Here is a 25,122-nt window from a genome sequence, read left to right on the forward strand (position 1 = left end):
ATACCCGGAACTTGGAAGAAAATAAAAACCCCGAAGAGCAGGGATTAAGCTCATACTGGAAGAAAAGGAAGGACAAAAAGGAAGAAGAAAATAAAAAAGCCAAGTCATGGCTTCGTGAGTGGGTTGACGCCATAGTGTTTGCTTTTATTGCAGCAGCTATTCTTCGTGCATTTCTGTTTGGGTCGTACAAAATTCCCACCCCTTCCATGGAAAAAACCCTGATGACGGGTGATTTGCTCATCGTATCGAATGTAACTTACGGCCCTCGAACCCCGATGGGACTTTGTGTTCCGTTTTTGCAGGGATGGTGCGTGCCCGGCGTTCAGCTTCCGTGGACCAGACTGCCCGGTTTCCGGGATGTAGAACGAAACGACATTTTCGTATTTAATGTGCCCTGGGAAGTAAAGCCCGTTTCACAAAAAACCAATTACATCAAAAGAGCGGTAGCTATTCCCGGCGATACCATTTCGATACAGGATAAAATTCTGTACATCAACGGAGAAAAATCGGTTCAGCATGAAGGTGTACAGCGACATTATGTGGTACGAATGGCAGAGCGAGTCCGCCTCAGTAACGCCAAAATGGAATCGGTTGGCGGAGAGTTAATTGGCTACACCAATAACAACACCTATGTAGTGAATATGACCGATGATGTGGCTGCTACAGTGGGTAGTTGGGCCGAAGTGGATACCATGTTCCTGAATGTAACACCGGAGGGAAGTGTAGACCGGAATTATGTACAAAGCCAGGGTGATTTCTCAAGGGCGTTCAACAATTCAGATCAACTCCCTGAAATCGTTATTCCGTTTGAAGGGCAGGAGATTCAGATCAACAATGACAACTGGTTTATCTATAAAGACATCATTGAACGGTACGAGAAGAACGAACTGAGAAGAGAGGGCGGAACGATCTTTATCAACGGGGAAGAGACGAATTCTTACACCATTAAACAGGATTATTACTTTGCGATGGGTGATAACCGGGATAACAGCCAGGATTCCCGTTTCTGGGGCTTTGTGCCCAGCGATCATGTTATCGGGAAAGCATCCATTGTATGGTTCTCAACCGATAATTGGGTGCCACGCTTCGAGCGAATTTTTACGATGATTGATTAAAGAGGGAGGAGTCAGTACTCAGAATCCTGCATTCTGAAGTCCCACTCTTTTAAAACTATTACTCTCGTTCCGGACGCTCTGCGCCGGAACGGATGGTTGCCAAGGAAAAGCCCCTTAATTCTTCGCCATCGTTTTACCTTTGGGAGCTCCTTCCCGGATAGCAAGCTGACCGCAACCGGCATCAATATCATCGCCGCGGCTTCTTCGGACGGTTGCTCGGACATCATTTTTAATCAGTTCTCGCATAAAGTTGTCTAGCCGATCTTCTCTTGCACGCTGAAGCTCCACACCGGCTACATTGTTGTACATAATGATGTTCACCTTGCTGGGTGCCCATTTCACAATTTTGGCTAAATCACGGGCATCCTGCGGACTGTCATTGAAGTTATCGAAAAGCAGGTATTCGTAGGTGATGGGCCGCTCAGTGGCTCTGTAATAATATTTAACAGCATCTTCCAGGCTCTCCAGGTTCATAGAGCTGTTAATTGGCATGATCTTATCACGCTTAACATCAGTGGGCGCGTGCAGGGAAATAGCCAGGTTAAATTCTTCCTGATCATCGGCCAGTTTCTTAATCTGCTTGGTAAGCCCGACAGTAGAAACCGTAATTCGTTTAGGGGAAAGTTCAATACTCAGCGGATCCGAGATAATGTGGGCTGAATTGGTGATGGCTTTATAGTTGTGCAGCGGCTCGCCCATCCCCATATACACAACATTGGTGATTTTCTTGCCATACTTTGCTTCGGCCAATTCATTGATGTATTGCACCTGGTCCACAATTTCACCATGCGTAAGGTTGCGGAATAGCCCCATTTTCCCGGTTGCACAGAAAGCACAGCCGAATACACAACCCACCTGTGAAGACACACAAACGGTAAGTCGGCGAGCGGCTCCGTCAGCAAAAAAGTCCGGGATTAATACGGCTTCAACTTTATAATCTTCTTCAGGATCGTTCAGCTTAAAAAGAAATTTAATGGTGCCGTCTTTACTTTCCTGCTGTTGAACCGGTTTAATACGGTTGATGGTAGCAATCTCCCGCAGTTTCTCTCTCAGGTCTTTAGACAGGTTGGTCATGTCTTCAAAATCAGACACTCCTTTTTGGTAAAGCCATTGGAAAATTTGATCGGAGCGAAAGCTTTGCAAGCCCAGCTCTTTACAAAAATGGGTAAGCTCTTCTTTGGTTAATGCTTTAAGGTCGGTTTTTTGGGCGGTTTCAGTCGTATTCATAGGCTTCTAAGATACGCAATAATCGTCCGAACATCGACAATCGATTAGCCTACCGGTTTCTATGCGGCATTGGCATATTATCACCTTTTCGGTCATGAATAAAAGTCTCCCTCATCAACTGCTCAAAGCGCTCCTGCTGCTCGCTGTTGAGTATTTCCTTCATGTCCGTCATATGCGTATAAAACATATTTTCAATAAGGCTGTATTGGTTGGTGAGTTCGGTTAGAATAGAGTCTCGCTTTTGGTCATTATTGGCTTCATCGCTCATTATAAAATCGAAATAGGCACGCCGATCCACGTTAAGTTCCTTTCGTAGTACACGCATCTCCTGGAAATGAGATTTACGCAGGGCCGATAAGGAATCCGCCTGGGTATCGGTGAGCTGTAGCTCTCGCTGCATGTATCGATGAATGACATTCGGGTTTCGGTCATTGTCACGATAACTCCTTCCGTCACGATTACCCGACTTTTTTATCCAGATAGTGGTGAGCAGTGCGGCGTTGAGTAGCACCATCACAAGAAAACCGGTTAACGCCCACTTAAATTTGGTTTCAATTTTCATGTCACTCTTCCTCAAAGGTTTGGTAATAATTATTGTCAAAGGATTGATAATCGGACGCCAGCTGTTCAACAACTTGGGTTCGGGTAGTGGCAGTAGTATCAGTAGTTGAGGTGTATTGGGAAATCGAAATCAGGTTTAACACCAGCATGATGAACACAGCCGCAGCGGCAAAGGCTACACCAAAGCCGGAAGATTCCCTGACCTTGCTACGCTTTTCAAGCCGTGCTGAAACCCGGCTGTAAAAGAAATCATCGGTGGTGGCGCGTTCTATACCGTCCAGCGATGCCAGGGTTTTCTCTACTTCCCGATCTGTTTGCTTTTGATTTTTCATGATTCAATCCATTTCATTTTGTTGATAGTAGTCATACAGCTGCTTCTTCAGGTTTTCTTTTCCACGATGAATGAGTGATTCAACCGCCGGAACACTTACGTCCATCACATCGGCTACTTCCTGGTAGCTTAGTCCTTCCACTTTCTGTAAAGTGAAGGCCACCCGCTGACGTTCAGGCAGCTTTTCAATTTCATTAAATAAAGTCGCAGCCCGTTCTTTGTTTTCGAGCTTTACACCGGGATGCATGTATCCGGATACATCCTCCTGCTCGTCCGGCTCATTGAAAACAGAACCAATAGCTTTAAAGAAACCGGATCTTTTTTTTCGTTTCCGATATCGAATCAACTCCAGTGATTTGGTAACGGCTATGCGATATATCCAGGTTGAAAGCGCCGCATCTTCGCGGAAATCGCCAATAGAATCGAACACCTGAATAAACACTTCCTGTGCCACATCTTCCGCATCATGCGGATTTCGTAAAAACCCTAGGCAGGTGTTATACACCTGGTTTTTATGCTCGTTCACCAACTGCTTAAAGGCAGATTCATCCCGACGGTTAAGCCGTTCAATATATTCAGAATCTTCGATGGAACCGGTTTTAGGGTTTTTATTTGATGGTTTTGATGCCTGCATTATAGTTACCAAAAGGCTTAAATAAAATGCAGGGAAATCAATCCCCGCATTCAAAGCTACTTACTAACGGTTTGCTCCCATGCGGGAAAATCGTTTTTGCATGCGCAGATGCAGATTATCAAACTTTACGCGCTGATCATCGGTGAGTAGTTCGCGGATTTGTTGCCGGTGTTCTACCCGGTTTGTGAGCATGGTTTTGTTCAGGTCAGAAATTTCACTAATTACTTCCTGAACTTCGGTCTCATCATACTCATTAGCTACGGTAAGTGTGCGAAGCTTGGCATGAGCTTCCTGAAGCTGAGTTTTCAGCGGAAGCATTTCTTTTTGTCCATTCAGGTGAATTCCCTGAATCTGTTCTTTTTGCTCATCACTGAGGTCAAGCATGGCCATGACCCGCTGATGTTGCTGGCCTTGGGCATTTCGTTTTTGCTGAAATCGTTCTACGCGTTCTCCACGATCTCGGTCAGGATTCTTAAATCGTTGTTGCCCGATGGCACTCACCGATAAGCTCAACAACAAAGCAGTAATAGCGAAAGATTTAACTAAGGTTTTCATGATATATCTCCTGATATAATTTTGGGTTCACTTACTTAGATGCCAGCAAGTGAAAAAACCTTCGAAAAAAATTCAGCCTGCAAAGAGTTTAGCAATCCGAGATTTGAGACTTGCCATTCAGTTCGTTTTTAAGGGATTTCCAGTTGGGCAAGAAACGGCTCATGAAACCGTAAAATCGTTTGTTGTGCAGGCGTTCCAGCAAATGCACCATCTCATGGACAATTACATACTCCAGCAGTTCCGGCCTTTTTTTGGCTAACTCCAGGTTTAACCAAATTCTGCGGGCACGAATGTTACAGGTTCCCCACCGGGTTTTCATGAGCTTCACTCCAAACTCTTCCACCTTTACACCCATTTCAGGCTCCCATTTCTCGATAAGCTCAGGAATTTTTTGCTTTAATTCCTCCCGGTACCATTCTTTCAGTACAGAAGCTCTCTTTTGTTGAACGGTGCCGGGGCGGACGAATAACTTTAGTTTAGTACCATCCACCAAAACCTCCGGTGGTTTATTTCTTTCAACTACAACCAGCTCAAGGTTCTTTCCCCAAACAGGGTGTAGCTCACCGGTGGTATAGTCTTGCGGTCGGGGCTTAGGTTTTTTCCGGTAGTTGGACAGGTGTTTATGAATCCATGGAAGCTTGTCTTCAACAAAGGTTGCTACTTCCCAATCAGAAATACGCCGGGGGACGGAAATCCTTACCCGGCGTTCGGCAGGATAAACCCGAAGGTTTAAGTTTTTAACATTTTTCCGAAGTACAACAACCTTAAGGCCGGATACCTCCAATTCACTTTTACTGTACAGTTTATGCCCGGCCATTCAACAGTTGCCTTGCTTATTCTTCGTAATAGGCTTTAGCTGCGGTAAGTAATACATCGCCATCAATACGCTCTTTGTAATTTGGATTCACATAATTGAACCGGACTATCCCATCGGTATTTACAATGTAAACAGCCGGGGCCGGTAGCAGATGGTGATCATACCCTGAATCTCCTTCAAGGTCAATACCTACAGACTTATATCTCTCAACAGTTTCAGGATCAACCTTAAAAGCTAAACCGAAGGCTTTGGTTGCATTCATAGGGCTGTCGGAGAGCAGGGTATATCCCAATTCGTTTTCATTGAGCGTGGCCCTCAGTTTTTCGGGACGATCCGGGCTGATAGCTAAAATCTGATACCCGATTTCATATAAATCATCTTCAATTTTTTTAAGGTCAGCAAGATGTCGGCTGCAATAAGGGCACCAGCCGCCTCGGTAAAAAACCAATATGGAAGGCTGTTCGTACACTTTATCACGGAGACTGACAGTCTCGCCATCAATATTCTTGACGGTGACATCCGGGATTTCTGAGCTGATCAGCAGTGGTGTTACTGCATTGGCGCTGGCGGCATAATCCTGAGCCTGAAGAAAAGGCACGAATAGAAAAGATATAATGAATGCTGCGAAGGTTGTTTTAAGGTAAAAATTCATGAACTACCGTTAGTTGGGTTAATATTTCTTTAAAGACGACCTGAATGGAACAATTTCTTACTCAATCTCCTTCATGATAGCATAAGATCATAACAGAAAACAAGTTAGAACAAATGGAAATAGGAAATATTTACGAATTAGTAACCGGAAAAGTAGAAGAATGGTTGACTACCATCATCGAGATGCTGCCAAACCTTGCAGTAGCGTTACTGGTCGTCATCGTTTTTTATGCCATAGCCAAGGGGATACGGAAATTTGTTGGCAAAGTACTTTCCAAAGTTACGACCAACAAAACTGTAACTGGATTAGCCCAAACCGTATTGGGAGTTTTGGTAATTGGTATCGGGGTATTTATTGCGCTTAGTATTCTGAACCTGGATGGTATGGTAACCAGCTTGCTTGCCGGTGCAGGTATTATTGGACTGGCTTTAGGTTTTGCCTTTCAGGATATCGCCTCGAATTTTATTTCGGGCGTATTGTTATCGGTTCGCCACCCATTTGGAATAGGTGATATCATAGAAACCAACGACCTATTTGGAACCGTAGAGAAGTTAAATCTGAGAAATACGGTTATACGCACCCCACAGGGACAAATAATTTATGTGCCCAATAAAGTGGTGTACGAAAACCCATTTGTAAACTATACCAAGAACGGAGAGCGAAGAATAGACTTGGCCTGCGGTGTTTCCTATGGAGATGACCTTGAAAAAGCACGGGAAGTAGCCATTGAAGCCATCGAACAACTGGATATGAGAGACACATCAAAAGATGTTGAGCTCTATTTTGATGAGTTTGGCGGTAGTTCGGTAAACTTTAAAATTCGCTTCTGGATAGCATTCGAAAAGCTGCCTCAATATTGGGGTGCTCAAAGTGAAGCGATTATTGCGCTGAAAAAAGCATTTGATAAGAACGACATTATGATTCCATACCCGATCCGAACGCTGGATTTCGGAATCAGAGGTGGAGAAAAACTGAATGCCTCCATGGTTAACAATGGAAGTAACGCTTAGAAGCGTGGGTTAATCACGTTGTTATAAACAGAGCCGAAGTTGAACTCAAACCCGAATGAGCCACCGTATTCATATGAGGTGGCTTGTTGGGATAAATTAAGCAGTCGTTCTTCCTCGGTTAAATCGCCGGCGGGCAGACTCAGCTGATCGTTGATCAAAGAGTATCGTGCGGAAAAGAAAATGGAGAGCCCACGTACGATTCTCATATTTACCCGGAACCCCATATTGACTCGGTTTTTGCTGAAGTCGTGCATGTAATTTCCGGCATCAAGCCAGCCATAAATACCACCCCAGGGCTGCGTGAAATCTGTTCTGATCGTCAGCTCCTGTCTCCATAAGAACTCCTCGTCTTTGTTGAAAATGGTGGTTTCGCTGTAATCATAATAAGATCCGAGAATACCATATCGGAAGGTTACCTCTCGTCGGTTATGCTCTCTGTAAGGGAACAGGCTGTACTCGATGGAGGGTGTTGCCCCAATACTTAAATCAATGTTATTCTGGGTTGATGACTCGGCCCGCTGATAGGCACCTACCGTCCAGTGATCCCCTAAGCTAAAGGCCTGCAAGCCAAAAAACCTTTGGTTCTCTGTGATGTAAATATCCGTTGTTTCTTTTCCGGTGCTGTCTTCAGAAGTAAAACTGCGACGCCGGTAATTCTGATTATAATTGAAATTGATTTTCCACTGGTCGGTAATACGGCGTGCATCAACATTTCCGTTTAGCCTGAGGTTGCCCTGCGACTGCTCACCGTCAAAGTCGGTGCTGGCTCTCACCCGAAACACCCAACTGTTCCAGGGATCGGCTTCACTTATTACGGTACTTTCGCTTAAGGATCCGGAAAAATTTACGTTCAGATCAGAAAGAACTTCACGTCCGGCAAGGAAATAAACCAGTCCCAGTTTCACGTGCTTTACGAGGCGTCGGCGCATTTCGTCGTTAGTATCTGATTTAGGGCTCACAAAAGTGAGGATTTGAGATTTATCCTCGATAAAACCCTGCCCCATAAAATTCAGGGTATGCTCCCAGCCGCCGCTTCCTGTTTGCTGAAGGGTTACCAGAAGGTGAACTTCGGCATCCGATTGATCGCGCACAAAATTAATGAAATTCACTTCAGAACGAACATAACTTCCGTTACACCCCCGGCAATCTAAATACACATTGAGGGTTTGCTTCTCCTCAGGAACGTCAGTGGTCTCCGATTGTGCGAGTGAACATATGGGGGTCAGTAAAAAAAGTAAGAGCAGGGTGTGCCTAAAGTTCAATGTCTTAAAGAAAAAGCTTGAAAATTTATTTCATCTAAAATACGAAATGAACAATTCAGGCTTTGAAAAAAACTTAAAAAAGAATGTAAATGAAATTTACGGATAAGTGATCCTTAGATAGTAACGGAAGGCTGTTCAAGGGCTGTTATTCAATGAAAACTAATGGCCGATTAGAATCTGGAAAGCACTCATGGCAAGGATAGCCAGTGTAACCCAAAGCCCAACTTTTTTGGGAGAACACTGTTCAAGTGCCTCAGGAATCAGGTCAGCAAAAACCATCCAGATCATGGCCCCGGCGGCAAAGCCCAGGCCGAAGGGAAGGTATTCTTTAAAAACCTCAACAAACAGGAAAGCGGGGATAGCCATTAACGGTTGGGGCAGGCTCGAAAAAATACTCCAAAGCACAGCCTTAAAAGCTGAAGTTCCCTGAGGAACCATAACCAGGCTGATAGCCAATCCCTCCGGGATGTTATGCACAGCAATAGCGATAGCGATGAAGACTCCAAACTCCATCGTGTTGGCAAACGAAACGCCCACACTCACTCCCTCAGCAAAGGAGTGAACGGTCATGATACCCAGGAAAAGCAGCATCTGTTTGCGCTTTCCGGTAAGAAGATCTTCAACGCCGACCTCCGTTCGGCCCTCCATCCATCGATTGGCTAATACCACCAAAATCACGCCGCCCAGCATCCCGCCTAGTGTCATCCATTGGTCGATGTCATACCCTTCCATGATAAGGCTGAAACTGGCGGCGAGCATCAACCCGGAAGCAGCGGCATTGGATTTACCCAACAGGGAAGGAGAAATATCCTTGATAAAAAAGAAAGGCAGAGCTCCCAAGCCGGTAGTAACCGCCGTGAGCAGCGCATACAAAAAAACTTTGGTGATGGGGAGCGAGAGTAATTCCATAATTCTATATTAGGACGGCAAAGATAGAAATCAGGCCATTGATTCCCTAGGCAACCTTGTAATTCCTGACAGTTTAAAGACAGTCAAAATAAAGATAGTGGGGTGGTGAATGATCAATCCACTAATCACATTGAAAAAGATGATTCTTCAAAAGTTCACAAACCAGCAAAAAGCTTGATTACTCAACTAGCATCTCTCGGCAAATCCGGATTATTATTCACTCTTATTTTATTTCTGCAAACGGCAGGAATATTTGCTCAACAAGCAGAAGAGAATGCGGCCAGTCCGTTTGAAGTCAGTGTAAGTTACACCGGAGATTTATTCGGAAATGTAGCCGGAGGGAATGAGACCGGTATCCGTTATTTTGATAACATTGATGTAAACATGCAGGTAAACTTCGATCAGCTTCCGCTTGGGCTTTCGGGCACAACCTTTTATGTGTACGGTATCGGGAATCAGGGCGGAAGCATCAGCGGACTCGCCGGAGACCTGCAGGGGATAAGTAACATTGAGGCCGAAAACTCCTGGCGTATTTTTGAAATATGGGTGCAGAAAAAATTCTTTCTCGCCAACAGCTCCATCCTCTTAGGGCTGTATGACATTAACTCCGAGTTTAACGTTCTGAACAGCAGCCTTTTATTCCTGAACAGCTCACATGGCTTAGATCCTACCATAGCGCTAAGCGGAGTGCTTGGCCCATCCACTTTTCCATACACCTCACTTGCCGCTCGTTTAAAAATAAATCCCTTTAGTGGGTTGTATATGCAGGCGGCTGTTTTAGACGGAGTGCCATCCGATCCGGGCAATACCAGAGGAACAAAAATTTACCTCCGGGAACGGGATGGAGTTTTTGTGATTGGGGAAATCGGGTTTCAGTCGCTGAGAGATAACAGCCTGCAGATGCGAAACCGGGTTACACGCCTTCAGAACATGCTGGATCCTGGTGTGGTCGGTAATAATAAAATTGCGATAGGGGGATGGTTTTACGGTAATGAGCGAAGTACCTGGGAAGTGACCGGTTTTAGGGAGCAGGAGTTTGGGTTCTATGCACTGGGCGAGTACGAGATATTTTCAAATACATCAACATCACCACGAAGCCTGAGGGCTTTTTTCAGAGCCGGTGCAGTGAATCCGGACATTAATATGCTGAATGGATTTTTAGGTGGTGGATTTGTTTTTGACGGGTTGATACCGGGTCGCCCGGGTGATCAAACCGGTTTAGCGGTAGCTCATGCAATGGCAAGCCCTGAATACCGAAGCGTTACCTACCTGAATAGCTATAAACCTGAAAAAGCAGAAACCAATATTGAGTTTACGCATCAATTCGCGTTAAATGATTATGTTCAGGTTCAGGGAAACGCCCAATATGTTCTTAATCCCGGCCTTGATGCAACGCTGGATGATGCCGTTGTTGTTGGGGCCCGCCTTGTAATTGGGTTTTAACCGATAACCAACATCTATTATGAAACCTTCAAAAAAGCTTTTTCCAACTCTGTTGCTGGCTGTAACCTTCAGCCTGTTAAACTTTTCAGCTGTGGCACAGGACGATTCATCTTTTATGGACGAACTTCGAGAGTTGTTTAAAAATGAATCACTGTCTGTGGGAGCCTTGGTTCAGGTTCAGGGTTTGTATGATTTTGATGATCAGTCACCTGCTTCATCCCGTAGTTTCTCACTTCCTACCGCACGAATAAAGCTAAGCGGAAAGCTGGACGGTGGCTTCAACTATGTAGTTCATTTTGATGCAGCCGACAATCCCATTCTGTTGGATGCTACCGCTGGATATAGCTTAAACAATGCATTTAATGTAACCGCCGGCGCCCAAAAACCGGGGATTAGTGCAGAGTTTCTGAAAGGTCCTCAGGATCTCGATTTTGTGAGCCGCTCGCAGGTAGTTAAGGCGTTGGCAGAAAACCGGGATATCGGAGTGAGGGTGCATGGCCGCTTCGATCAGGGTTTGGGCTACTCTCTTGGGATGTTCAATGGAAACAACCTGCAGCCCAATGACAACGATGCCTTCTACTATGCCGGCCGGTTATCTTTTAATGCTGAATTTAATGACGGGACCAACCTAGCTTTAGGGGCAAACGGATCCTATGGTGAGCAAGATAATAAATCCATAGCCGCGGGTACGATCCCTTTCATAGATGGAGAGTATGCTATTTTCGGAGGAGATTTACGGGTTGAGAACAGCGGATTTATCATGGGTGGAGAGTTCCTTTCTGCATTGATTGACTACAATCAGTCCGGCGAATTTGATGATACGATAATGGGGTATCAGGTAACGGGCGGGTTTAAATTTCTTGAAAAAGCACAGTTTTTAGTGCGCTGGGATAGTTTTCAATCAGAAGATATCCCTGCCCTAAACAGCGACGAGATTGTGATCGCATTGAACTATCTGCCCACAGAGCAAACGAAAATCAGGCTGAATTATATATTTCCACCAGAACAAGCTGAGCTGGAAAATCACCGTATTGCCATGAATTTCCAGATTGGCTTCTAAGGATTTGCCGGAGACGTCGAATAGCTGCTCCAGTCCACTCTTTTAAGCACGATGTATAAACCAATCAAAACGAGGGGGATGCTGAGAAGCTGTCCCATGTTGAAGATCCAATCGCTGGCAAAATTAGCCTGTGGAATTTTGGTGTACTCCAGGAGGAACCGACCGGAGAACAGCAGGATTAAAAACATCCCAAACAATGAACCTTCGGGTGGATGCGCTTTATACTTTTTGTAGATGTACCAAAGAACCGCAAATACGAGCAGGCAAAGAATAGCTTCATACAACATAGTAGGGTGGCGTGGAATGGTACCGGCAGGTCCGGGAAGGTTGGTGAAAACAATACCCCAGGAGACGTCGGTGGCATGTCCGTAAATTTCAGAATTGAAGAAATTTCCCGTTCTGATAAAAGCACCGCCCACGGCTGTGGGAATTACAACGCGGTCAGCCAGCCACCAGAAACTCATTTTCGGGGCTTTTTTACTCTGGTAATACATGGCCACAATAATACCGATGGCTGCACCGTGGCTTGCCAATCCGCCATTCCAAATAGCCAGCACCTGATCTAAATTCCGCAGATAATAGGAGGGATCATAAAAAATAACGTGGCCGAGGCGAGCACCAATCACGGTTCCCACTAAAATCCAGGTGAGAATACTTTCCATTTCCTCGACTTTACGACCACCGTCTTTCCACAATTTCACACCAAAGAAATAGCCGGAAACAAAAGCTCCGGCAAACATCAACCCATACCAACGGGGTGCAATAGGGCCAATGGAAAAGATTTCAGGGTCGATGCCCCATGTCAGGTTTTGCAATAATGCGATGATCATTAAGTCAGGTTTAAGAAAGTTCAGCAGAAAATAACAGCACTGACGGGAAAGTGAAACTAAAAGCTAATTTATTAACTCATTTTTTACACCAAATGCCTATACTTGATTAAAGACAAAACAGGGAACAAAAAGGGAAGTTAGTTTGCAGGAAGATCGCAGATTTGTCCGGCCAAGAAAGCAGTTGGTAGAAACGCTACGCAAAAAAGGTATCGAAGATGAGCGTGTGTTAATGGCTATCGGGAAGATACCGCGGCATAAATTGATTGACACCGCCCTGCACACCAAAGCCTATAACGACACTGCTCTCCCAATCGGGATGGGCCAAACCATCTCTCAGCCCTTCACGGTGGCAGCTCAAACCGAATTGCTGAATATTGAGAAAGGCGAAAAGATTTTAGAAATCGGAACGGGCTCCGGCTACCAGTGTATGGTTTTGTGTGAACTTGGAGCGGATGTATATAGTGTAGAACGCCACAAAGAGCTCTATCACCGGGCGAAGGAAGCTCTTCACGAATTAGGTTATCGAGCCATGCTGAAAGTGGGTGATGGAACATTGGGTTGGTCCACCTACGCGCCTTATGATGGTATTGTTGTGACTGCAGGAGCTCCCGTTGTGCCGGACGACCTCGTACAGCAATTGGCCATTGGCGGCCGGTTAGTAATTCCGGTGGGGGACGACACCAAGCAGATGATGTTGCGCATAACACGGGTTTCCGAAAATGAATATGAGCGTGAAGAACTGGCTGATTTTAAATTTGTACCGCTTATCGGCGAAAAAGGATGGGGTGGCTCGTAGTGACTGAACCGGAGCAAACGTCAACCCCACCCAAAGACACCACCACTTTTAAAGAAGCACCGTTTTTAGCTCTCAAAGGCTTTTTGATGGGATCGGCGGATATTGTGCCGGGCGTAAGTGGCGGAACCATGGCCCTGATTGTGGGTATTTACGAACGCCTGTTGAATGCCATTAAAAGCGTGAACGGTAATTTCATAAAGCTTTTTTTCACGCTGAAATGGAAAGCGGCGTTTAAAGAAATCCATATCTTTTTCCTGGCATTTCTGTTTTTGGGGATCTTTTCAGCGTTGGCCTTTTTCACCAAAGTAGTGCCGCTGCAGGTGTATATGTTTACCCATCCCGAAATTGTGTATGGACTCTTTTTCGGGTTGATTGTAGGCTCTATCTACATTTTGATTAAAGCTCTTGAGCGGTTCACTAAAACAGAACTATTGATGCTGGTGCTGGGTATGGCCTTTGGAATCTGGATCGTATCTCTGGTTCCGGCCGATACGCCTGAACATCCGGCCTTTGTATTTTTGAGTGGCAGTATCGCCATTTGTGCCATGATTTTGCCGGGTATCTCCGGTTCGTACCTGTTGCTCATTATGCGGAAATATGATTACCTGCTTTCTGAAATTGGGAAGTTGGGCGGTGTGGAAACAGTGGATGGTTTGATTGGCTTGCTGCCTTTTGTGTTAGGAGCTGTTGTTGGTTTAGCTGCTTTTTCGAGATTTCTTTCCTGGTTGCTTTCAAAATATCATTCCCAAACCATAGCCGTGTTAATCGGCTTTCTGATTGGTTCCCTATATGTGATTTGGCCCTACCAACACAGGGATTTTGTGCAGCGCGCAGAAGTAACACAGGTGGAATATATGAATCACCCCAAAGTGCAGGAGCTGATGGAAAATCCACCAAACACAAACCTGCCGGAATATGAGCGCATCGGAGAAATCAGGAATGCTGATTCTACTTTTGAGGAGATGAAACAGGTAGAGATTGAGACAGTTAAAAATAAGCTGATCAAATCAGAACCGTTTATCCCGGGCTGGTTGGGTGCCAAACCCGGCGACGACCCCAATGTGTGGGGCGGTATCATCGGGATGTTGGTTGGAGTTATTTTAGTGGGAGGCCTGGACCGGCTCCGCGATAAATAAAGATGGAACATTACAGGGCGCTAACTTATTTTATTATTAGAGTTAGTTATTCAACAAAAAAGGAGTAGCTATGAATGTGGAGCGCGTGTTAATTCCAACCGATCTTTCCGAGAAATCCAATGCGGCATTAAAGTCAGCAGATCTCTTTATAGATAAATTCGACTGCACTGTTGATTTGATGCATGTCATACCTTTGTCAAAATATTTAGGCGACAGTTTTGATAAAATCGGGGTGCCACTGAGTATGGATAAAGACGTATATCCCAAACTCATTGAAAACCAGCGGAAGGAACTCAGTGCCTTTGCGAATGAGCACATCAAAAAGAAAGATAAGCGCGGAGAGTATATTGTAAATATTGACCGCAAGCCATCAGACTCCATTCTCCGCCAAATTGAGAAAGGGAACTATGATTTGGTCATAATGAGTGCGAAGGGGGATCATTTCGCTGATTTCTTCCACGGCAGTGCTACCGATAAAGTAATTCGTCGCTCCAAAACACCGGTACTTACGCTATCCAAGAAAATGGTATCGGATCATATAAATACCATTGTTGTGCCGTGCGACTTTTCCAGCCATTCACTGGCTGCCATCCCATTGGCATTTGATGTAGCCCAGAAATTCGGGGCCAAACTTGAGCTGCTGAATGTGATCGAAATGTATGCTCACGATGTGCACGGTGTTGAACCCACCACCATAGGTGTAGATGAAGAAGCTGTTTACGGTGGTCTTAAAGGCCGCTTAAAAAGCTTTTTTGATGATTATGATGAGTATAACTTTTCGGTGGAAGATGGTGAAACCGACTTTCAGGATGTATTAGTGCATCACGGAAATGGGGAAGAAAATCGCATTGGGTTTAAGACCATTATTCTGAAATCCATCGCTGCTCACCACGAAATCATCGAATACGCAAACGAAAATGCCGACCTGGTGGTAATGAGTACCCACGGCCGCACCGGACTCTCCCGCATGCTGCTGGGTTCCACCACCGAACAGGTAATTCAACACCTGGAGAAGCCGCAGATAACCATTAAGCCGGAGTTGAAGAAATAGGGTGTTTTTTGATAAAACTGATTCTTAGTTAAATGAAGCAACTATTCATCATCCGACACGGAGAGACGGATAACAATAAACAGCATATTATTCAGGGAAGGAGCCTGGATGCATCCATCAATGAGTTGGGGCAATTGCAGGCAGAGGCTATTCGTGATGCCCTTGAACCCTATGACTTACATAAAATTGTAGCAAGCGGATTGCGCAGAACTCACGAAACGGCACAACCTTTGGCATCCCAAAGAAAGCTGGATATACATAAATACCCGGAACTCGATGAGATTAATTTTGGCGTTCTCGAGGGAAAGGTTTTTACCGAAATTAAAGATGAGGTCATGGAAGTGCATGAAAAATGGAAAAGCGGAAATGTAGATTATGCTCCTGAACATGGAGAATCTCCCCGCGAAACCTATGCAAGAGCCAATGCCAAAGTAGAGGAGGTCCTGGAGTCATCAACCGGGGAAAGCATTGTGTTTATGATTCATGGTCGACTAACCCGTATTTTATTATCCGAATGGCTGGGGTACGGATTAAAGAACATGCACAAAATTGAACATCAAAACGGCGCCATCAACCATCTTACCTGGCACGATGGAAAGTTTAAAGCCGTGGAGCTCAATAAAACCGACCACCTGATGGAGTTGGTCTGACCGGTTTATTCTTATCATCCTGCTTCCATTATTTCCTTATATTCAAAGTCTGTAAAAGAACCATTTCAGCCTGCTTTGGGTTTTATGATCGAAAGCAAAATTAACTGATATTTATGAGTGAAAAAGTAAGATCCATGTTTGCCGACATTGCCGATGATTATGATCGGGTGAACAGCGTATTGTCATTTGGGGTGCATCACGCATGGAGAAAAAAAGCGGTATTGGAAAGCGGAGCTCACGAAGGGGATCACGTTCTTGACTGCGCGACCGGTACCGGTGATTTGGCGATCGAATTTAAAAAGGCCGTGGGGGAATCCGGATATGTATTGGGAACCGATTTCTGTGCGCCCATGATTGAACCGGCTCCTGAAAAAGCAGAAAGTGCCGGCTTGAAAATCGATTTTGAAGTCGCCGATGCGATGAATCTTCCCTATGAAGACGACAAATTTGATATCTCCAGTATCGCATTCGGTATCCGAAATGTTGATGACCCGGTAGTTGCCCTGAAAGAACTGGCACGTGTGGTAAAACCGGGAGGAAGAGTTACGGTGCTGGAATTCGGGCAGCCCAAAGGGCTCATGAAATATCCATACGAACTCTACAGTCAGCACATTATGCCGGCTATTGGCGGATGGCTGAGTGGAAACCGGGAAGCCTATACCTACCTGCCACGGACAAGCGCTGAATTCCCGGCCGGTGATAGATTTTTAGCTTTGATGGATGAATCAGGTTCTTTCAAAGAGAAGCGGGCCGTTAAGCTAACCGGTGGCATCGCATACGTTTATGTAGGAGTGGTTCAATAATTGTATATTCCAAAATTCATTCAGGCCACTAAATCTCAAAAGCGCTAGAAGAGAACAGAACTTTAACATTTCGCGATTTAGAGTTTTTGTGGCGGATTAACAAACCCAACAAGTTTTATGAAAATAGAAGACATTAAAAAAGTTCTCCCTCACCGATATCCATTTTTACTTGTAGACCGGGTGCTGGAGGTAGAGGAAGAAAAGATCAAAGCCCTGAAAAACGTAACGGCTAACGAAGAGTTTTTTAACGGCCATTTTCCCGGTCAGCCTATCATGCCCGGGGTTTTACAGGTTGAGGCATTGGCTCAGGCCGGCGCTATTATGCTGATGACCCAGAAGGCGGAAAACCCTGATGAGACCCTGATGGTATTCACCGGTATCAATAACTGCAAGTTCAGAAGACAGGTAGTTCCCGGAGATCAACTGATCCTGGAAGTGGAAATGGGTTCTATGCGGCGCAATTTTGTTACCATGAAAGGCAAAGCCACTGTTGATGGTGAAGTAGCCTGTGAACTGGAAGCATCGGCAGCATTGGTACCAAAGGATAAAGCATGAGTACTCAAAAAAATTCAGATCGCCCGGTAAAGATTACAACCCAGACGGTGGTTGATATGAAAAGAAAAGGCGAGAAGATTTCCATGCTTACCGCCTACGATTTTACCATGGCTCAGATTATTGATCAGGCCGGAATTGAGATCATTTTGGTGGGAGATTCAGCTAGTAACGTAATGGCAGGCCACGAAACAACGGTACCCATGACGCTGGATCATATGATCTACCATACCTCGTGCGTAGTTCGGGGTGTGGATCGGGCTTTGGTTATAGCTGATCTGCCTTTTATGAGCTATCAGGTAACCACGAAAGAGGCTTTGATCAGTGCCGGACGCATGATGAAAGAAGCTGGAGCTCATGCCATTAAAATGGAAGGCGGTAAACCGATCATAAATTCGGTGAAGAAAATTGTGGAAGCAGGTATCCCGGTGATGGGTCATTTAGGCCTGACCCCACAAAGCATTTATAAATTTGGAACGTACAAAGTTCGTGCCACCGAAGAGCAGGAAGCTGAAGAGCTGATCCGGGACGCCAAGTTACTCGAAGAAGCCGGATGTTTTTCAATCGTGTTGGAAAAAATTCCTGCAAAACTTGCGGCAAGGGTAACAGAAGAAATTTCAATTCCAACCATAGGAATCGGAGCCGGAGCCGGTTGTGACGGGCAGGTTCTTGTTATCCATGATATGCTCGGGCTGAATAAAGAATTTAATCCTCGGTTCCTGAGAAGGTATGCGGATTTAAATACAGTAATGACTGACGCTGTTCAGAATTATATCAAAGACGTTAAGAGTAAAGATTTTCCAAACGAAGAAGAACAATACGGCGGATGAGCGATTCAAAAGAGCGACCTTTTATTTTAGTAAGTAACGACGACGGAATTTTCTCACCCGGTATTAAAGCGCTCGCTGAAGTAGCTGCCGAATTCGGGGATGTTTACATCGTAGCACCTGATAAAGAGCAAAGCGCGGTAGGACATTCCATTACCATTCAGGTTCCGCTTCGGTCAAGTAAGTTCACTGTGGCAGATAAATATGAAGGAGAAGCCGTAAACGGGACTCCGGCTGATTGTGTGAAATTGGCTCATGGCCAGCTTTTGGACAGAAAGCCTGATTTAGTGGTTAGCGGAATTAATCATGGAAGCAATGCAGGAATCAATATCATGTACTCCGGGACTGTGAGTGCCGCGACTGAAGGAACCATTTTGGGTTATCCATCCATTGCGGTAAGCTGTACGGATTTTAATGAAGATGCCAATCTTCGAGGTTGTCAGGAAGCCGCCCGTCGGGTGATAAAGCATGTGCTGAAGAATGGGTTACCAAGAGGAGTTACGCTGAATGTAAACGCCCCGGCCGGTGAATTTACCGACATCAAATGGACCCGCCAGGCCGACAGCCGCTATGTCGAAGAATATGAAAGCCGAACTGATCCATTCAACAGAGCTTACTACTGGCTGACCGGCAAATTTGAATTACTGGACGAAGGAAAAGACTCGGATATTCATGTGCTGAATGAAGGGCTGGCTTCGGTTACGCCTATTCAGTATGACCTTACAGCTTATGATTTGTTAGAGGGAAAAGAAGACAGCGACCTGCAAGGGTAGTAAGCACTCCCGACCGGATTTAAAAAAAGTCGGTTACGACGCAGAGCGTCCTAACCAGAGAATGTTTTGAAATAATAGAAGATCATTTACTGAACCTCGTTCTGACGCTCCGCGTCGGAACAAATATGGTGTTCGGTACCTGTAATCAATACCGATCAAAAAAAGATCAGTATCAGTGCCCGCTTTTAGCCAACCGTTTCAGCAGGTTCAACCAAAACTTCTCGTAGATCTTTTGTGATTCCTTATTCATTTGTAAGTGCATCTGAGCCAAATGGGAAAGAGGAACCGTTTCAAGGTGTGTTCCCCATTTTGCGCTTTCAACAGAAACAAAAGCATCATTTTCGCCTTCTTTTTCAAAAATCTGGCTGTTCTGAAATTTCAGCATTGGGTTGATAGAGAATTTGGTGCCCTTTCCAACAGCTGCGGTGTAAGAATAGTAAGCTACATCTTCGGCATCGGGGTGTTCCGGATTGAAAACATCGGTCACATAACCACACGTAAGTTGCTCCAGCGACCCGAGGGCGTCACTTTTTGTTTTTGGATACATGTTATCTCCAAACCAATCGAACATTTCACTCAGTTTTTCAGTAACCAATTCCGGGGCTTTCAAAACCAAATCTGCCAGGCTGGAACCATGGTGGGGAGTAGCAATAGTGGTGAGGCTTGCAACCCGATGGGCAATATCCAACTTGGATAGGGCACAACGCATATCGAGTCCGCCCATGCTGTGAGAAACCACATTAACCTTTTCACACCCATACTCTTTGCAAAATTTTTCGATGAGTAAAACCCAGTTTTCAGCCCGCGTTTCGATCCGGGCATAAGGCACTACATTAGGGGCGATAGCCGGTACTCCATGAGCCCTGATTTGCATACACGGGTCGTGCATAGGGCCTGACTTTATCACCGAACCAATAGCTCCGTAGCCGTGGCACATAAACACAGGGTATTTAAGCTGTACCATATCCGGCTGTGGAAACTCCTTCAGCTCAAATCGTTTTAAAAGGGTGGATCGGTCGGGCATGTTATTCTTTTGGGGTAGCTAAACTGTCCAGTTCAGGGTTAGTGGTTAAACGGATGGATCTCAAAACGGTTCCCTGATCATAAATATAAATATCCATATCATGGGAAGGAAAATGCACTTTAGCCGGCGCCTGCATATCATACTTGAACAAATCCTTATGTAAATCTACATGAAAAAGCGTTTTTGAAAATCTCGATGGCACCTCAATACGATATTCCTTTCTGGTGAAGATGGTATCAATTCTTATGCTCGTTACTCTTATTTGCTCAGCCTTGATTTGGGCGTCCTGAATATGAACATTCAGGAGCGAGTCGAGCTCATGAGCGTTTTCAATTTGATAGTTCTTGTAATCAGGCGAAGCTGCCAGAATAATTCCGCTTACGATACATGACAGCACCAGCAACACTGTGACTAACTTCTTTCCGTTTTTCTTATCCAGCATAAACCGGGTTGGGTTCTTAACTTCTTAGATTTACCTTAGGCTGAATCTATAAACTTCTGCTGAAAAAAAGATATGTCTTTTCAGATTCAAAAAATTGAAACACAACAACATATAAACGATTTTCACCATCTACCCGAACGGCTGTATAAAGATAACAGCTGGTATCGGCCGCCTTTTCGGTTTGAGGTTGAAAATGTATTCAATCGGGAAAAAAATGAACGGTTTCGGAAAGGGGGAGAATGTGAGCGATTTCTGGTTCTGGAGAATGGTGAAGTTGTCGGCCGGTTTGCTGTATTTATCGATCCTGAAAAAGATGAGCGATATGACCCAAAGCTTGGGGGAATTGGTTTCATGGAAATGGAAAATATTCCGGGCATAGCTGAGTCTGTCATCAAGTTTGCAAAAAAATGGCACCAGGAAAGGGGATATGCTGGATTTCGTGGTCCCATTAATTTTGGCGAAAACGATACTTTCTGGGGCATTCAAACCGAAGGGTTTGAGGATCACAACGTGTACGGCATGATCTATCATCATACATATTACGAAGAGCTGATAGAAGAAACGAATCCCGAAAAATTTGACGATGTGTACATGTATCAGCTGGATTTAGAACAGCCTTTGCCCGAACGATTACTCAGAATAACAGAGCGGCTGAGATCAAAAGATCACATTGAAGTTCGTCCGATTGATAAAAAGAACCTGGAACGGGACGGGGAAATGATCCGCCAAATTTACAACCGGGCATTTAGTGATCAGGTGGTGCAGGAGAGGGAAGAAGAGTTTATTGGGATCTCACGGGAAACCATTCGGCAGATGATTAAAAAGCTGAAACCGGTGTTGATGCCGGAAACATCTCCTATTGCCTTTGTAAATGGTGAACCGGCTTCGTTCCTGGTCAGTGTTCCGGATCTTCATGAAATATCAGCTAAGACCGGCGGGACGTTAAAATGGTGGCAGCTGTACCATTTGATTGGTTTTAAAAGAAGAGCCGAAAAATTCCGCCCGCTGGCTTTTGGAACCGATCCTCGCTTTCGGGGAAGGGGACTGGAAGCGCTGGTGTTTGCTGAGGGCTTCAAGTGGACCCGAAAGCACTATCCAAACCTGAAGGTACTGGAAGGCGGTTTCGTAAGCGAAAAGAACTGGATTATGCGCCGAAGCCTGGAAGCACTGGGCTGCGAAATCGCTAAAACGTACCGGGTGTACAAGTGGATGTGTGGGTGATTAGGTGATGAAGTGATGAAGTGATGAAGTGATGTGGTGATGAAGTGATGAAGTGATGTGGTGATAAGGTGATATTAAGAATTCAAAAATCGAATTTGGTATGCTAATCTGTTCAAGGGTAAATGGCGAAAATGACCACTTGTGCGATGTTGTATCAAAACATTTGTAGCTAAAGTTCCATCCTAGCGGACGCTTGAATTAGGTCGAGGTGTCCTCAAGATGACATCACTCATCACTTCATCACCCTATCAATTAATCACTCTCCACTTCTAAAAATCGTATTCAGGATCTCAATCGAAATGTCTTTTTTACTTCCCTGAAATTTTTGCTCAGAGTCTTTGCTCAGCAGGTGGACTGAGTTGGTATCAGCTTCGAAGCCGGCGTCTTTGTCGTTTAAAGAATTGGCGATAATAAAGTCGGCGTTCTTCTTATTCAGCTTGGTAGTCGCATTTTCGATCAGGTTTTCTGTTTCCATGGCAAAACCGATCAGAATCTGTCCTTTTGGTTTATGCTCACCCAGCCATGAAAGAATATCCGGGGTTTGCTTAAGCTTAATCTCATTGCCGGCTTTATCTTTCTTCACTTTATTTTGGTGCACTTCTTCGGGGGTGAAGTCAGAAACAGCCGCAGCCATGATGATCACATCTGCAGCAGCATATTGCTTAACGGCATCAAATAAATCGGCCGTACTGGTTATTTTAATAGAGTGGATGCCTTCCGGTGTGGGAATTGAAAGGGGGCCGTGAATCAACGTTACGTCTGCACCCAGGCTTTGAGCAGCCTCCGCCATAGCCACGCCCATTTTTCCGGAACTTGGATTTGAAATAAATCGAACCGGGTCTATGTGTTCGCGGGTGGGACCGGCAGTTACAACCACTTTTTGCCCTTCCAGCGGCCCTTCAACAGATCCGATGATTTCAGAAGCTTTTTCAAGAATGGCTTCAATTTCAGGCAAGCGACCTTTTCCTTCCAATCCACTGGCCAGGTAACCGGATTCCGGCTCTAAAACATGATATCCGTTTTCTTGTACCTTTTTCAGGTTATCTGAGACGCCCGGTGCTTCATACATCTCTCCGTCCATGGTTGGACAAATTAGAATGGGGCATCGCGCAGCCAGAACAGTGCTGGTGAGCATATTGTCAGAAAGACCGGTAGCGATTTTGGCGAGCGTGTTGGCCGTGCAGGGGGCGATTACAAAAAGATCGGCCCATTCGCCCCAGTTAATGTGGCGGGTCCAGTCGCTGGAGTCTCCTTCATCGGGGAAAATATCTACGGCCACTTCATGGCCGGACAGGGAAGCAAAAGTCTCTAAACCAACAAAGCGGGTGGCTGAAGGCGTCATAGTGACGCGGACTTCGGCTCCCGCTTTTTGAAATTCTCTGAGTAAAAAAGCAGCTTTATAGGCTGCAATTCCTCCGGTAACACCAAGAATGATGCGTTTACCGGAGAGCATGATTAATCCTCTTTTTCAGGATGTCGGTAATAAATTTGGTCTTCCTGCATTTCCACAATAGATCGCTGAGTAGCGTGTGGAAGCTTTTCGAAAGCTTTGGAGATGTTCTCCTGCTCTTCGTTGAAAGAAAACTCGTCTTCTTCTTCAAATCCTTCGAAATACTGGAGTTTTTCGTCCAGTTCTAATTTCTCCTGAGCTGCAATCTGTCGGGCTCTCTTGGAAAGGATCACAAGTAACTCATATTTGTTACCTGTTTTGAATTTCAGTTTTTCAATGTCTAATGTTTGGACTGCCATGGATGGTATCAGTTTTGATTCATGAATTCGACAACGGCTTTTTTAACCTCTGCATAAGCCGTATCCAAATTGTCATTTATAATAACCTGATCGAACTGATCAGCATATGTAAGTTCTTTTTCAGCGCGTTGGAGCCTCAAGGCCAGTGTTTCATCATCTTCGGTCCCGCGGGCGATCAGGCGCTGTTTCAAAACATCTATAGAAGGCGGCTTAATAAACAAACTGAGACTTTCGTCTCCGTAAATCTTTTTGATATTGACCGCGCCTTTTACTTCGATGTCAAGCAGAACAAAATAGCCTGAATTTAGTTTTTTATCAACTTCTGAACGCAGTGTGCCGTATTTCTTTCCCCCATAGAATTCTTCCCATTCCAGGAATTCGCCACCGGCTGTTTTTTGGTCAAAATCGTCGTCAGTGAGGAAATAATAGTGTTTTCCGTCCACTTCTCCTTCCCGGGCAGGACGGGTAGTTGCCGAAACAGAAAACTTAAGCTCTTCAAATTCTTTAAAAAGCCGGCGCGCGAGGGTCGTTTTTCCTGCTCCGCTGGGTGCAACTAAAATGATGACTTTACCTTTTTTCATAGTAGTACTGAGACATAAGACACAAGATGTAAGATAAATTTTCTTCAATCTTACATCTTGTGTCTTAAATCTACTTTATTCGACGTTTTGGACTTGTTCACGGATTTGCTCCAGCGCTTCTTTGCATTTTACTACATACTGGGCAATGTCGGAGTTGTTAGCTTTGGAACCGATGGTATTCAGCTCGCGGTTGATCTCCTGGGTCAGGAAGTTGAGTCTTCGGCCGGCCGGTTCAGGTTGTTCAACGGCTTCAATAAAAAATTTCAGGTGTGAGCGCAGACGAACGATCTCTTCCGTAACATCCATCTTATCAACTAGAATGGCTACTTCCAATTCCAGTCGTTCGGGGTCAATTTTGTCTTCCTCAATCAGGTTGTTGATTCGCTCCATCAGCTTATCCCGCGCATCTTCAGCTCGCCCGGCTGTTTCTTTGGTGATGATTTCCAGGTTTTCATCAATAAACTCGATGCGGTCCACCAGGTCGTTTTTAAGCTGACTGCCTTCCTGGGTTCTCATTTTCAGGAGAGATTCCACCGCTTCTGAAAGTGCTTTTTCAGCCACCTTCCATTTTTGTTCCAGCACTTCCTCGTCTTCTTCCTCATTAATAAACACATCGCCGAACTGGGTTATGTCTTTGATGGAAATGGGATCTGAAATGCCGGCTGCTTCCCTGAGATTATCCAGAATTCGGGAATAACCTTTTACTTTCTTTTCATCCACCCGGATGGAAGGCTCACCCGTTTCTGATTCCGACAGGTAAACGGTAATATTCAATTTACCACGATTAATCGTTTTCTGAACCAGCTCTTTGACTTCAAGTTCTTTGTCTTGCAAACGCTGTGGCAGGCGAATACTCAGATCCAGATAGCGACTGTTTAGTGATTTAATTTCAACCGTGGCCGTGATGCCGTTTTCAGAGGCTTCTCCGCGACCAAAGCCGGTCATTGATATAATCATGATAATCTTGATGATGAAAATTGAGCGAGAAAATACGAAAGTATATCCCCTTTAAAAACTTTACTCGAATTGGGAGTTAAAGGTGATGAAGTGAGGAGTGATAAAGTGATATGTTGATATGGTGATATGAAAAATTCGTAAATCGAACCTGACA

At 45.0% G+C, this 25,122-nt stretch carries 29 protein-coding genes; 13 read left to right on the plus strand and 16 right to left on the minus strand.

Annotated elements, in window-relative coordinates; translation table 11 throughout:
- Window positions 1–11: 11 nt before the first annotated feature.
- Entirely contained in the window at window positions 12–1,115 is a 1,104-nt protein-coding gene (gene lepB / locus JJ941_RS00590; protein ID WP_290960919.1) for a signal peptidase I, read from the plus strand.
- Between the two features lie 114 nt (window positions 1,116–1,229).
- Here lepB and rlmN read toward each other — a convergent pair whose 3' ends face one another.
- The 7 genes from rlmN to JJ941_RS00625 form a co-directional block, all read right to left on the minus strand.
- The gene (gene rlmN, locus JJ941_RS00595; protein WP_290960922.1) at window positions 1,230–2,342 is read right to left on the minus strand and encodes a 23S rRNA (adenine(2503)-C(2))-methyltransferase RlmN; all 1,113 of its coding nucleotides are present in this window, start codon (window positions 2,340–2,342) and stop codon (window positions 1,230–1,232) included.
- 49 nt (window positions 2,343–2,391) lie between these two features.
- Window positions 2,392–2,904 carry a periplasmic heavy metal sensor gene (locus JJ941_RS00600; RefSeq protein WP_290960925.1) on the minus strand — a complete coding sequence of 171 codons (513 nt, stop codon included), beginning with the start codon at window positions 2,902–2,904 and terminating at the stop codon, window positions 2,392–2,394.
- Between the two features lies 1 nt (window position 2,905).
- On the minus strand, window positions 2,906–3,235 hold the full coding sequence (locus JJ941_RS00605; protein ID WP_290960928.1) for a hypothetical protein: 330 nt from the start codon (window positions 3,233–3,235) through the stop codon (window positions 2,906–2,908).
- Between the two features lie 3 nt (window positions 3,236–3,238).
- Window positions 3,239–3,868 (minus strand): RNA polymerase sigma factor, encoded by a 630-nt coding sequence (locus tag JJ941_RS00610; RefSeq protein WP_290960931.1) that lies wholly within the window; start codon window positions 3,866–3,868, stop codon window positions 3,239–3,241.
- A 63-nt stretch (window positions 3,869–3,931) separates the two neighbouring features.
- Entirely contained in the window at window positions 3,932–4,423 is a 492-nt protein-coding gene (locus tag JJ941_RS00615; RefSeq protein WP_290960934.1) for a Spy/CpxP family protein refolding chaperone, read from the minus strand.
- Between the two features lie 88 nt (window positions 4,424–4,511).
- Complete coding sequence (locus tag JJ941_RS00620; RefSeq protein WP_290960937.1) at window positions 4,512–5,240, minus strand: SprT family zinc-dependent metalloprotease; 729 nt, start codon at window positions 5,238–5,240, stop codon at window positions 4,512–4,514.
- Window positions 5,241–5,256: 16 nt separating this feature from the next.
- Window positions 5,257–5,892, minus strand: a complete 636-nt coding sequence (locus JJ941_RS00625) for a peroxiredoxin-like family protein (RefSeq protein ID WP_290960939.1) — start codon at window positions 5,890–5,892, stop codon at window positions 5,257–5,259.
- Between the two features lie 113 nt (window positions 5,893–6,005).
- On the opposite strand from JJ941_RS00625, the gene JJ941_RS00630 reads away from it, so the two are divergent.
- Window positions 6,006–6,902: a mechanosensitive ion channel gene (locus JJ941_RS00630; protein ID WP_290960942.1), complete on the plus strand. Its 897-nt coding sequence runs from the start codon at window positions 6,006–6,008 to the stop codon at window positions 6,900–6,902.
- Here JJ941_RS00630 and JJ941_RS00635 read toward each other — a convergent pair.
- On the minus strand, window positions 6,899–8,011 hold the full coding sequence (locus tag JJ941_RS00635) for a hypothetical protein (RefSeq protein ID WP_290960945.1): 1,113 nt from the start codon (window positions 8,009–8,011) through the stop codon (window positions 6,899–6,901). The genes JJ941_RS00630 and JJ941_RS00635 overlap by 4 nt on opposite strands.
- 312 nt (window positions 8,012–8,323) lie before the next feature.
- A complete protein-coding gene (locus JJ941_RS00640) occupies window positions 8,324–9,073 on the minus strand; it encodes a ZIP family metal transporter (RefSeq protein WP_290960948.1) in 750 nt (249 codons plus the stop codon).
- A gap of 174 nt (window positions 9,074–9,247) precedes the next feature.
- On the opposite strand from JJ941_RS00640, the gene JJ941_RS00645 reads away from it, so the two are divergent.
- Window positions 9,248–10,516 carry a carbohydrate porin gene (locus tag JJ941_RS00645; RefSeq protein WP_290960950.1) on the plus strand — a complete coding sequence of 423 codons (1,269 nt, stop codon included), beginning with the start codon at window positions 9,248–9,250 and terminating at the stop codon, window positions 10,514–10,516.
- A gap of 19 nt (window positions 10,517–10,535) precedes the next feature.
- Entirely contained in the window at window positions 10,536–11,576 is a 1,041-nt protein-coding gene (locus JJ941_RS00650; protein ID WP_290960953.1) for a porin, read from the plus strand.
- Here the strand turns inward: JJ941_RS00650 and lgt are convergent.
- Window positions 11,573–12,406, minus strand: coding sequence for a prolipoprotein diacylglyceryl transferase (gene lgt / locus JJ941_RS00655; RefSeq protein ID WP_290960956.1), 834 nt, complete (start codon window positions 12,404–12,406; stop codon window positions 11,573–11,575). The genes JJ941_RS00650 and lgt overlap by 4 nt on opposite strands.
- Before the next feature lie 142 nt (window positions 12,407–12,548).
- Here lgt and JJ941_RS00660 point away from each other — a divergent pair, with 142 nt between their 5' ends.
- From JJ941_RS00660 to surE, 8 genes are all read left to right on the plus strand, one after another.
- The gene (locus JJ941_RS00660) at window positions 12,549–13,202 is read left to right on the plus strand and encodes a protein-L-isoaspartate(D-aspartate) O-methyltransferase (protein WP_255134715.1); all 654 of its coding nucleotides are present in this window, start codon (window positions 12,549–12,551) and stop codon (window positions 13,200–13,202) included.
- Window positions 13,187–14,338: a DUF368 domain-containing protein gene (locus JJ941_RS00665; protein ID WP_290960960.1), complete on the plus strand. Its 1,152-nt coding sequence runs from the start codon at window positions 13,187–13,189 to the stop codon at window positions 14,336–14,338. Before JJ941_RS00660 ends, JJ941_RS00665 begins: the two co-directional genes overlap by 16 nt.
- A gap of 70 nt (window positions 14,339–14,408) precedes the next feature.
- Window positions 14,409–15,389 carry a universal stress protein gene (locus tag JJ941_RS00670; protein ID WP_290960963.1) on the plus strand — a complete coding sequence of 327 codons (981 nt, stop codon included), beginning with the start codon at window positions 14,409–14,411 and terminating at the stop codon, window positions 15,387–15,389.
- A gap of 32 nt (window positions 15,390–15,421) precedes the next feature.
- Complete coding sequence (locus JJ941_RS00675; protein ID WP_290960966.1) at window positions 15,422–16,039, plus strand: histidine phosphatase family protein; 618 nt, start codon at window positions 15,422–15,424, stop codon at window positions 16,037–16,039.
- Between the two features lie 113 nt (window positions 16,040–16,152).
- Window positions 16,153–16,842, plus strand: coding sequence for a bifunctional demethylmenaquinone methyltransferase/2-methoxy-6-polyprenyl-1,4-benzoquinol methylase UbiE (gene ubiE / locus JJ941_RS00680; RefSeq protein WP_290960969.1), 690 nt, complete (start codon window positions 16,153–16,155; stop codon window positions 16,840–16,842).
- A gap of 117 nt (window positions 16,843–16,959) precedes the next feature.
- Entirely contained in the window at window positions 16,960–17,397 is a 438-nt protein-coding gene (gene fabZ / locus JJ941_RS00685) for a 3-hydroxyacyl-ACP dehydratase FabZ (protein WP_290960972.1), read from the plus strand.
- Window positions 17,394–18,224 (plus strand): 3-methyl-2-oxobutanoate hydroxymethyltransferase, encoded by an 831-nt coding sequence (gene panB / locus JJ941_RS00690; RefSeq protein WP_255135230.1) that lies wholly within the window; start codon window positions 17,394–17,396, stop codon window positions 18,222–18,224. The genes fabZ and panB overlap by 4 nt, the downstream gene beginning before the upstream one ends.
- Window positions 18,221–18,994 carry a 5'/3'-nucleotidase SurE gene (surE, locus tag JJ941_RS00695; protein ID WP_290960976.1) on the plus strand — a complete coding sequence of 258 codons (774 nt, stop codon included), beginning with the start codon at window positions 18,221–18,223 and terminating at the stop codon, window positions 18,992–18,994. Before panB ends, surE begins: the two co-directional genes overlap by 4 nt.
- A gap of 172 nt (window positions 18,995–19,166) precedes the next feature.
- On the opposite strand, the gene JJ941_RS00700 is transcribed toward surE, so the two are convergent.
- The gene (locus JJ941_RS00700) at window positions 19,167–20,018 is read right to left on the minus strand and encodes an alpha/beta fold hydrolase (RefSeq protein ID WP_290960978.1); all 852 of its coding nucleotides are present in this window, start codon (window positions 20,016–20,018) and stop codon (window positions 19,167–19,169) included.
- Between the two features lies 1 nt (window position 20,019).
- Entirely contained in the window at window positions 20,020–20,460 is a 441-nt protein-coding gene (locus tag JJ941_RS00705) for a hypothetical protein (protein ID WP_290960981.1), read from the minus strand.
- A 72-nt stretch (window positions 20,461–20,532) separates the two neighbouring features.
- On the opposite strand from JJ941_RS00705, the gene JJ941_RS00710 reads away from it, so the two are divergent.
- On the plus strand, window positions 20,533–21,681 hold the full coding sequence (locus tag JJ941_RS00710; protein WP_290960984.1) for a hypothetical protein: 1,149 nt from the start codon (window positions 20,533–20,535) through the stop codon (window positions 21,679–21,681).
- 256 nt (window positions 21,682–21,937) lie between these two features.
- On the opposite strand, the gene coaBC is transcribed toward JJ941_RS00710, so the two are convergent.
- From coaBC to JJ941_RS00730, 4 genes are all read right to left on the minus strand, one after another.
- A complete protein-coding gene (gene coaBC / locus JJ941_RS00715) occupies window positions 21,938–23,134 on the minus strand; it encodes a bifunctional phosphopantothenoylcysteine decarboxylase/phosphopantothenate--cysteine ligase CoaBC (RefSeq protein WP_290960986.1) in 1,197 nt (398 codons plus the stop codon).
- Between the two features lie 2 nt (window positions 23,135–23,136).
- The gene (locus tag JJ941_RS00720; RefSeq protein ID WP_255135224.1) at window positions 23,137–23,430 is read right to left on the minus strand and encodes a DNA-directed RNA polymerase subunit omega; all 294 of its coding nucleotides are present in this window, start codon (window positions 23,428–23,430) and stop codon (window positions 23,137–23,139) included.
- A gap of 8 nt (window positions 23,431–23,438) precedes the next feature.
- On the minus strand, window positions 23,439–24,011 hold the full coding sequence (gene gmk, locus JJ941_RS00725) for a guanylate kinase (protein WP_290960991.1): 573 nt from the start codon (window positions 24,009–24,011) through the stop codon (window positions 23,439–23,441).
- A gap of 75 nt (window positions 24,012–24,086) precedes the next feature.
- Window positions 24,087–24,968 (minus strand): YicC/YloC family endoribonuclease, encoded by an 882-nt coding sequence (locus tag JJ941_RS00730; protein ID WP_290960994.1) that lies wholly within the window; start codon window positions 24,966–24,968, stop codon window positions 24,087–24,089.
- Window positions 24,969–25,122 lie beyond the last annotated feature (154 nt).

It is taken from the genome of Gracilimonas sp. (assembly GCF_017641085.1).
Classification (GTDB): Bacteria; Bacteroidota; Rhodothermia; order Balneolales; family Balneolaceae; genus Gracilimonas.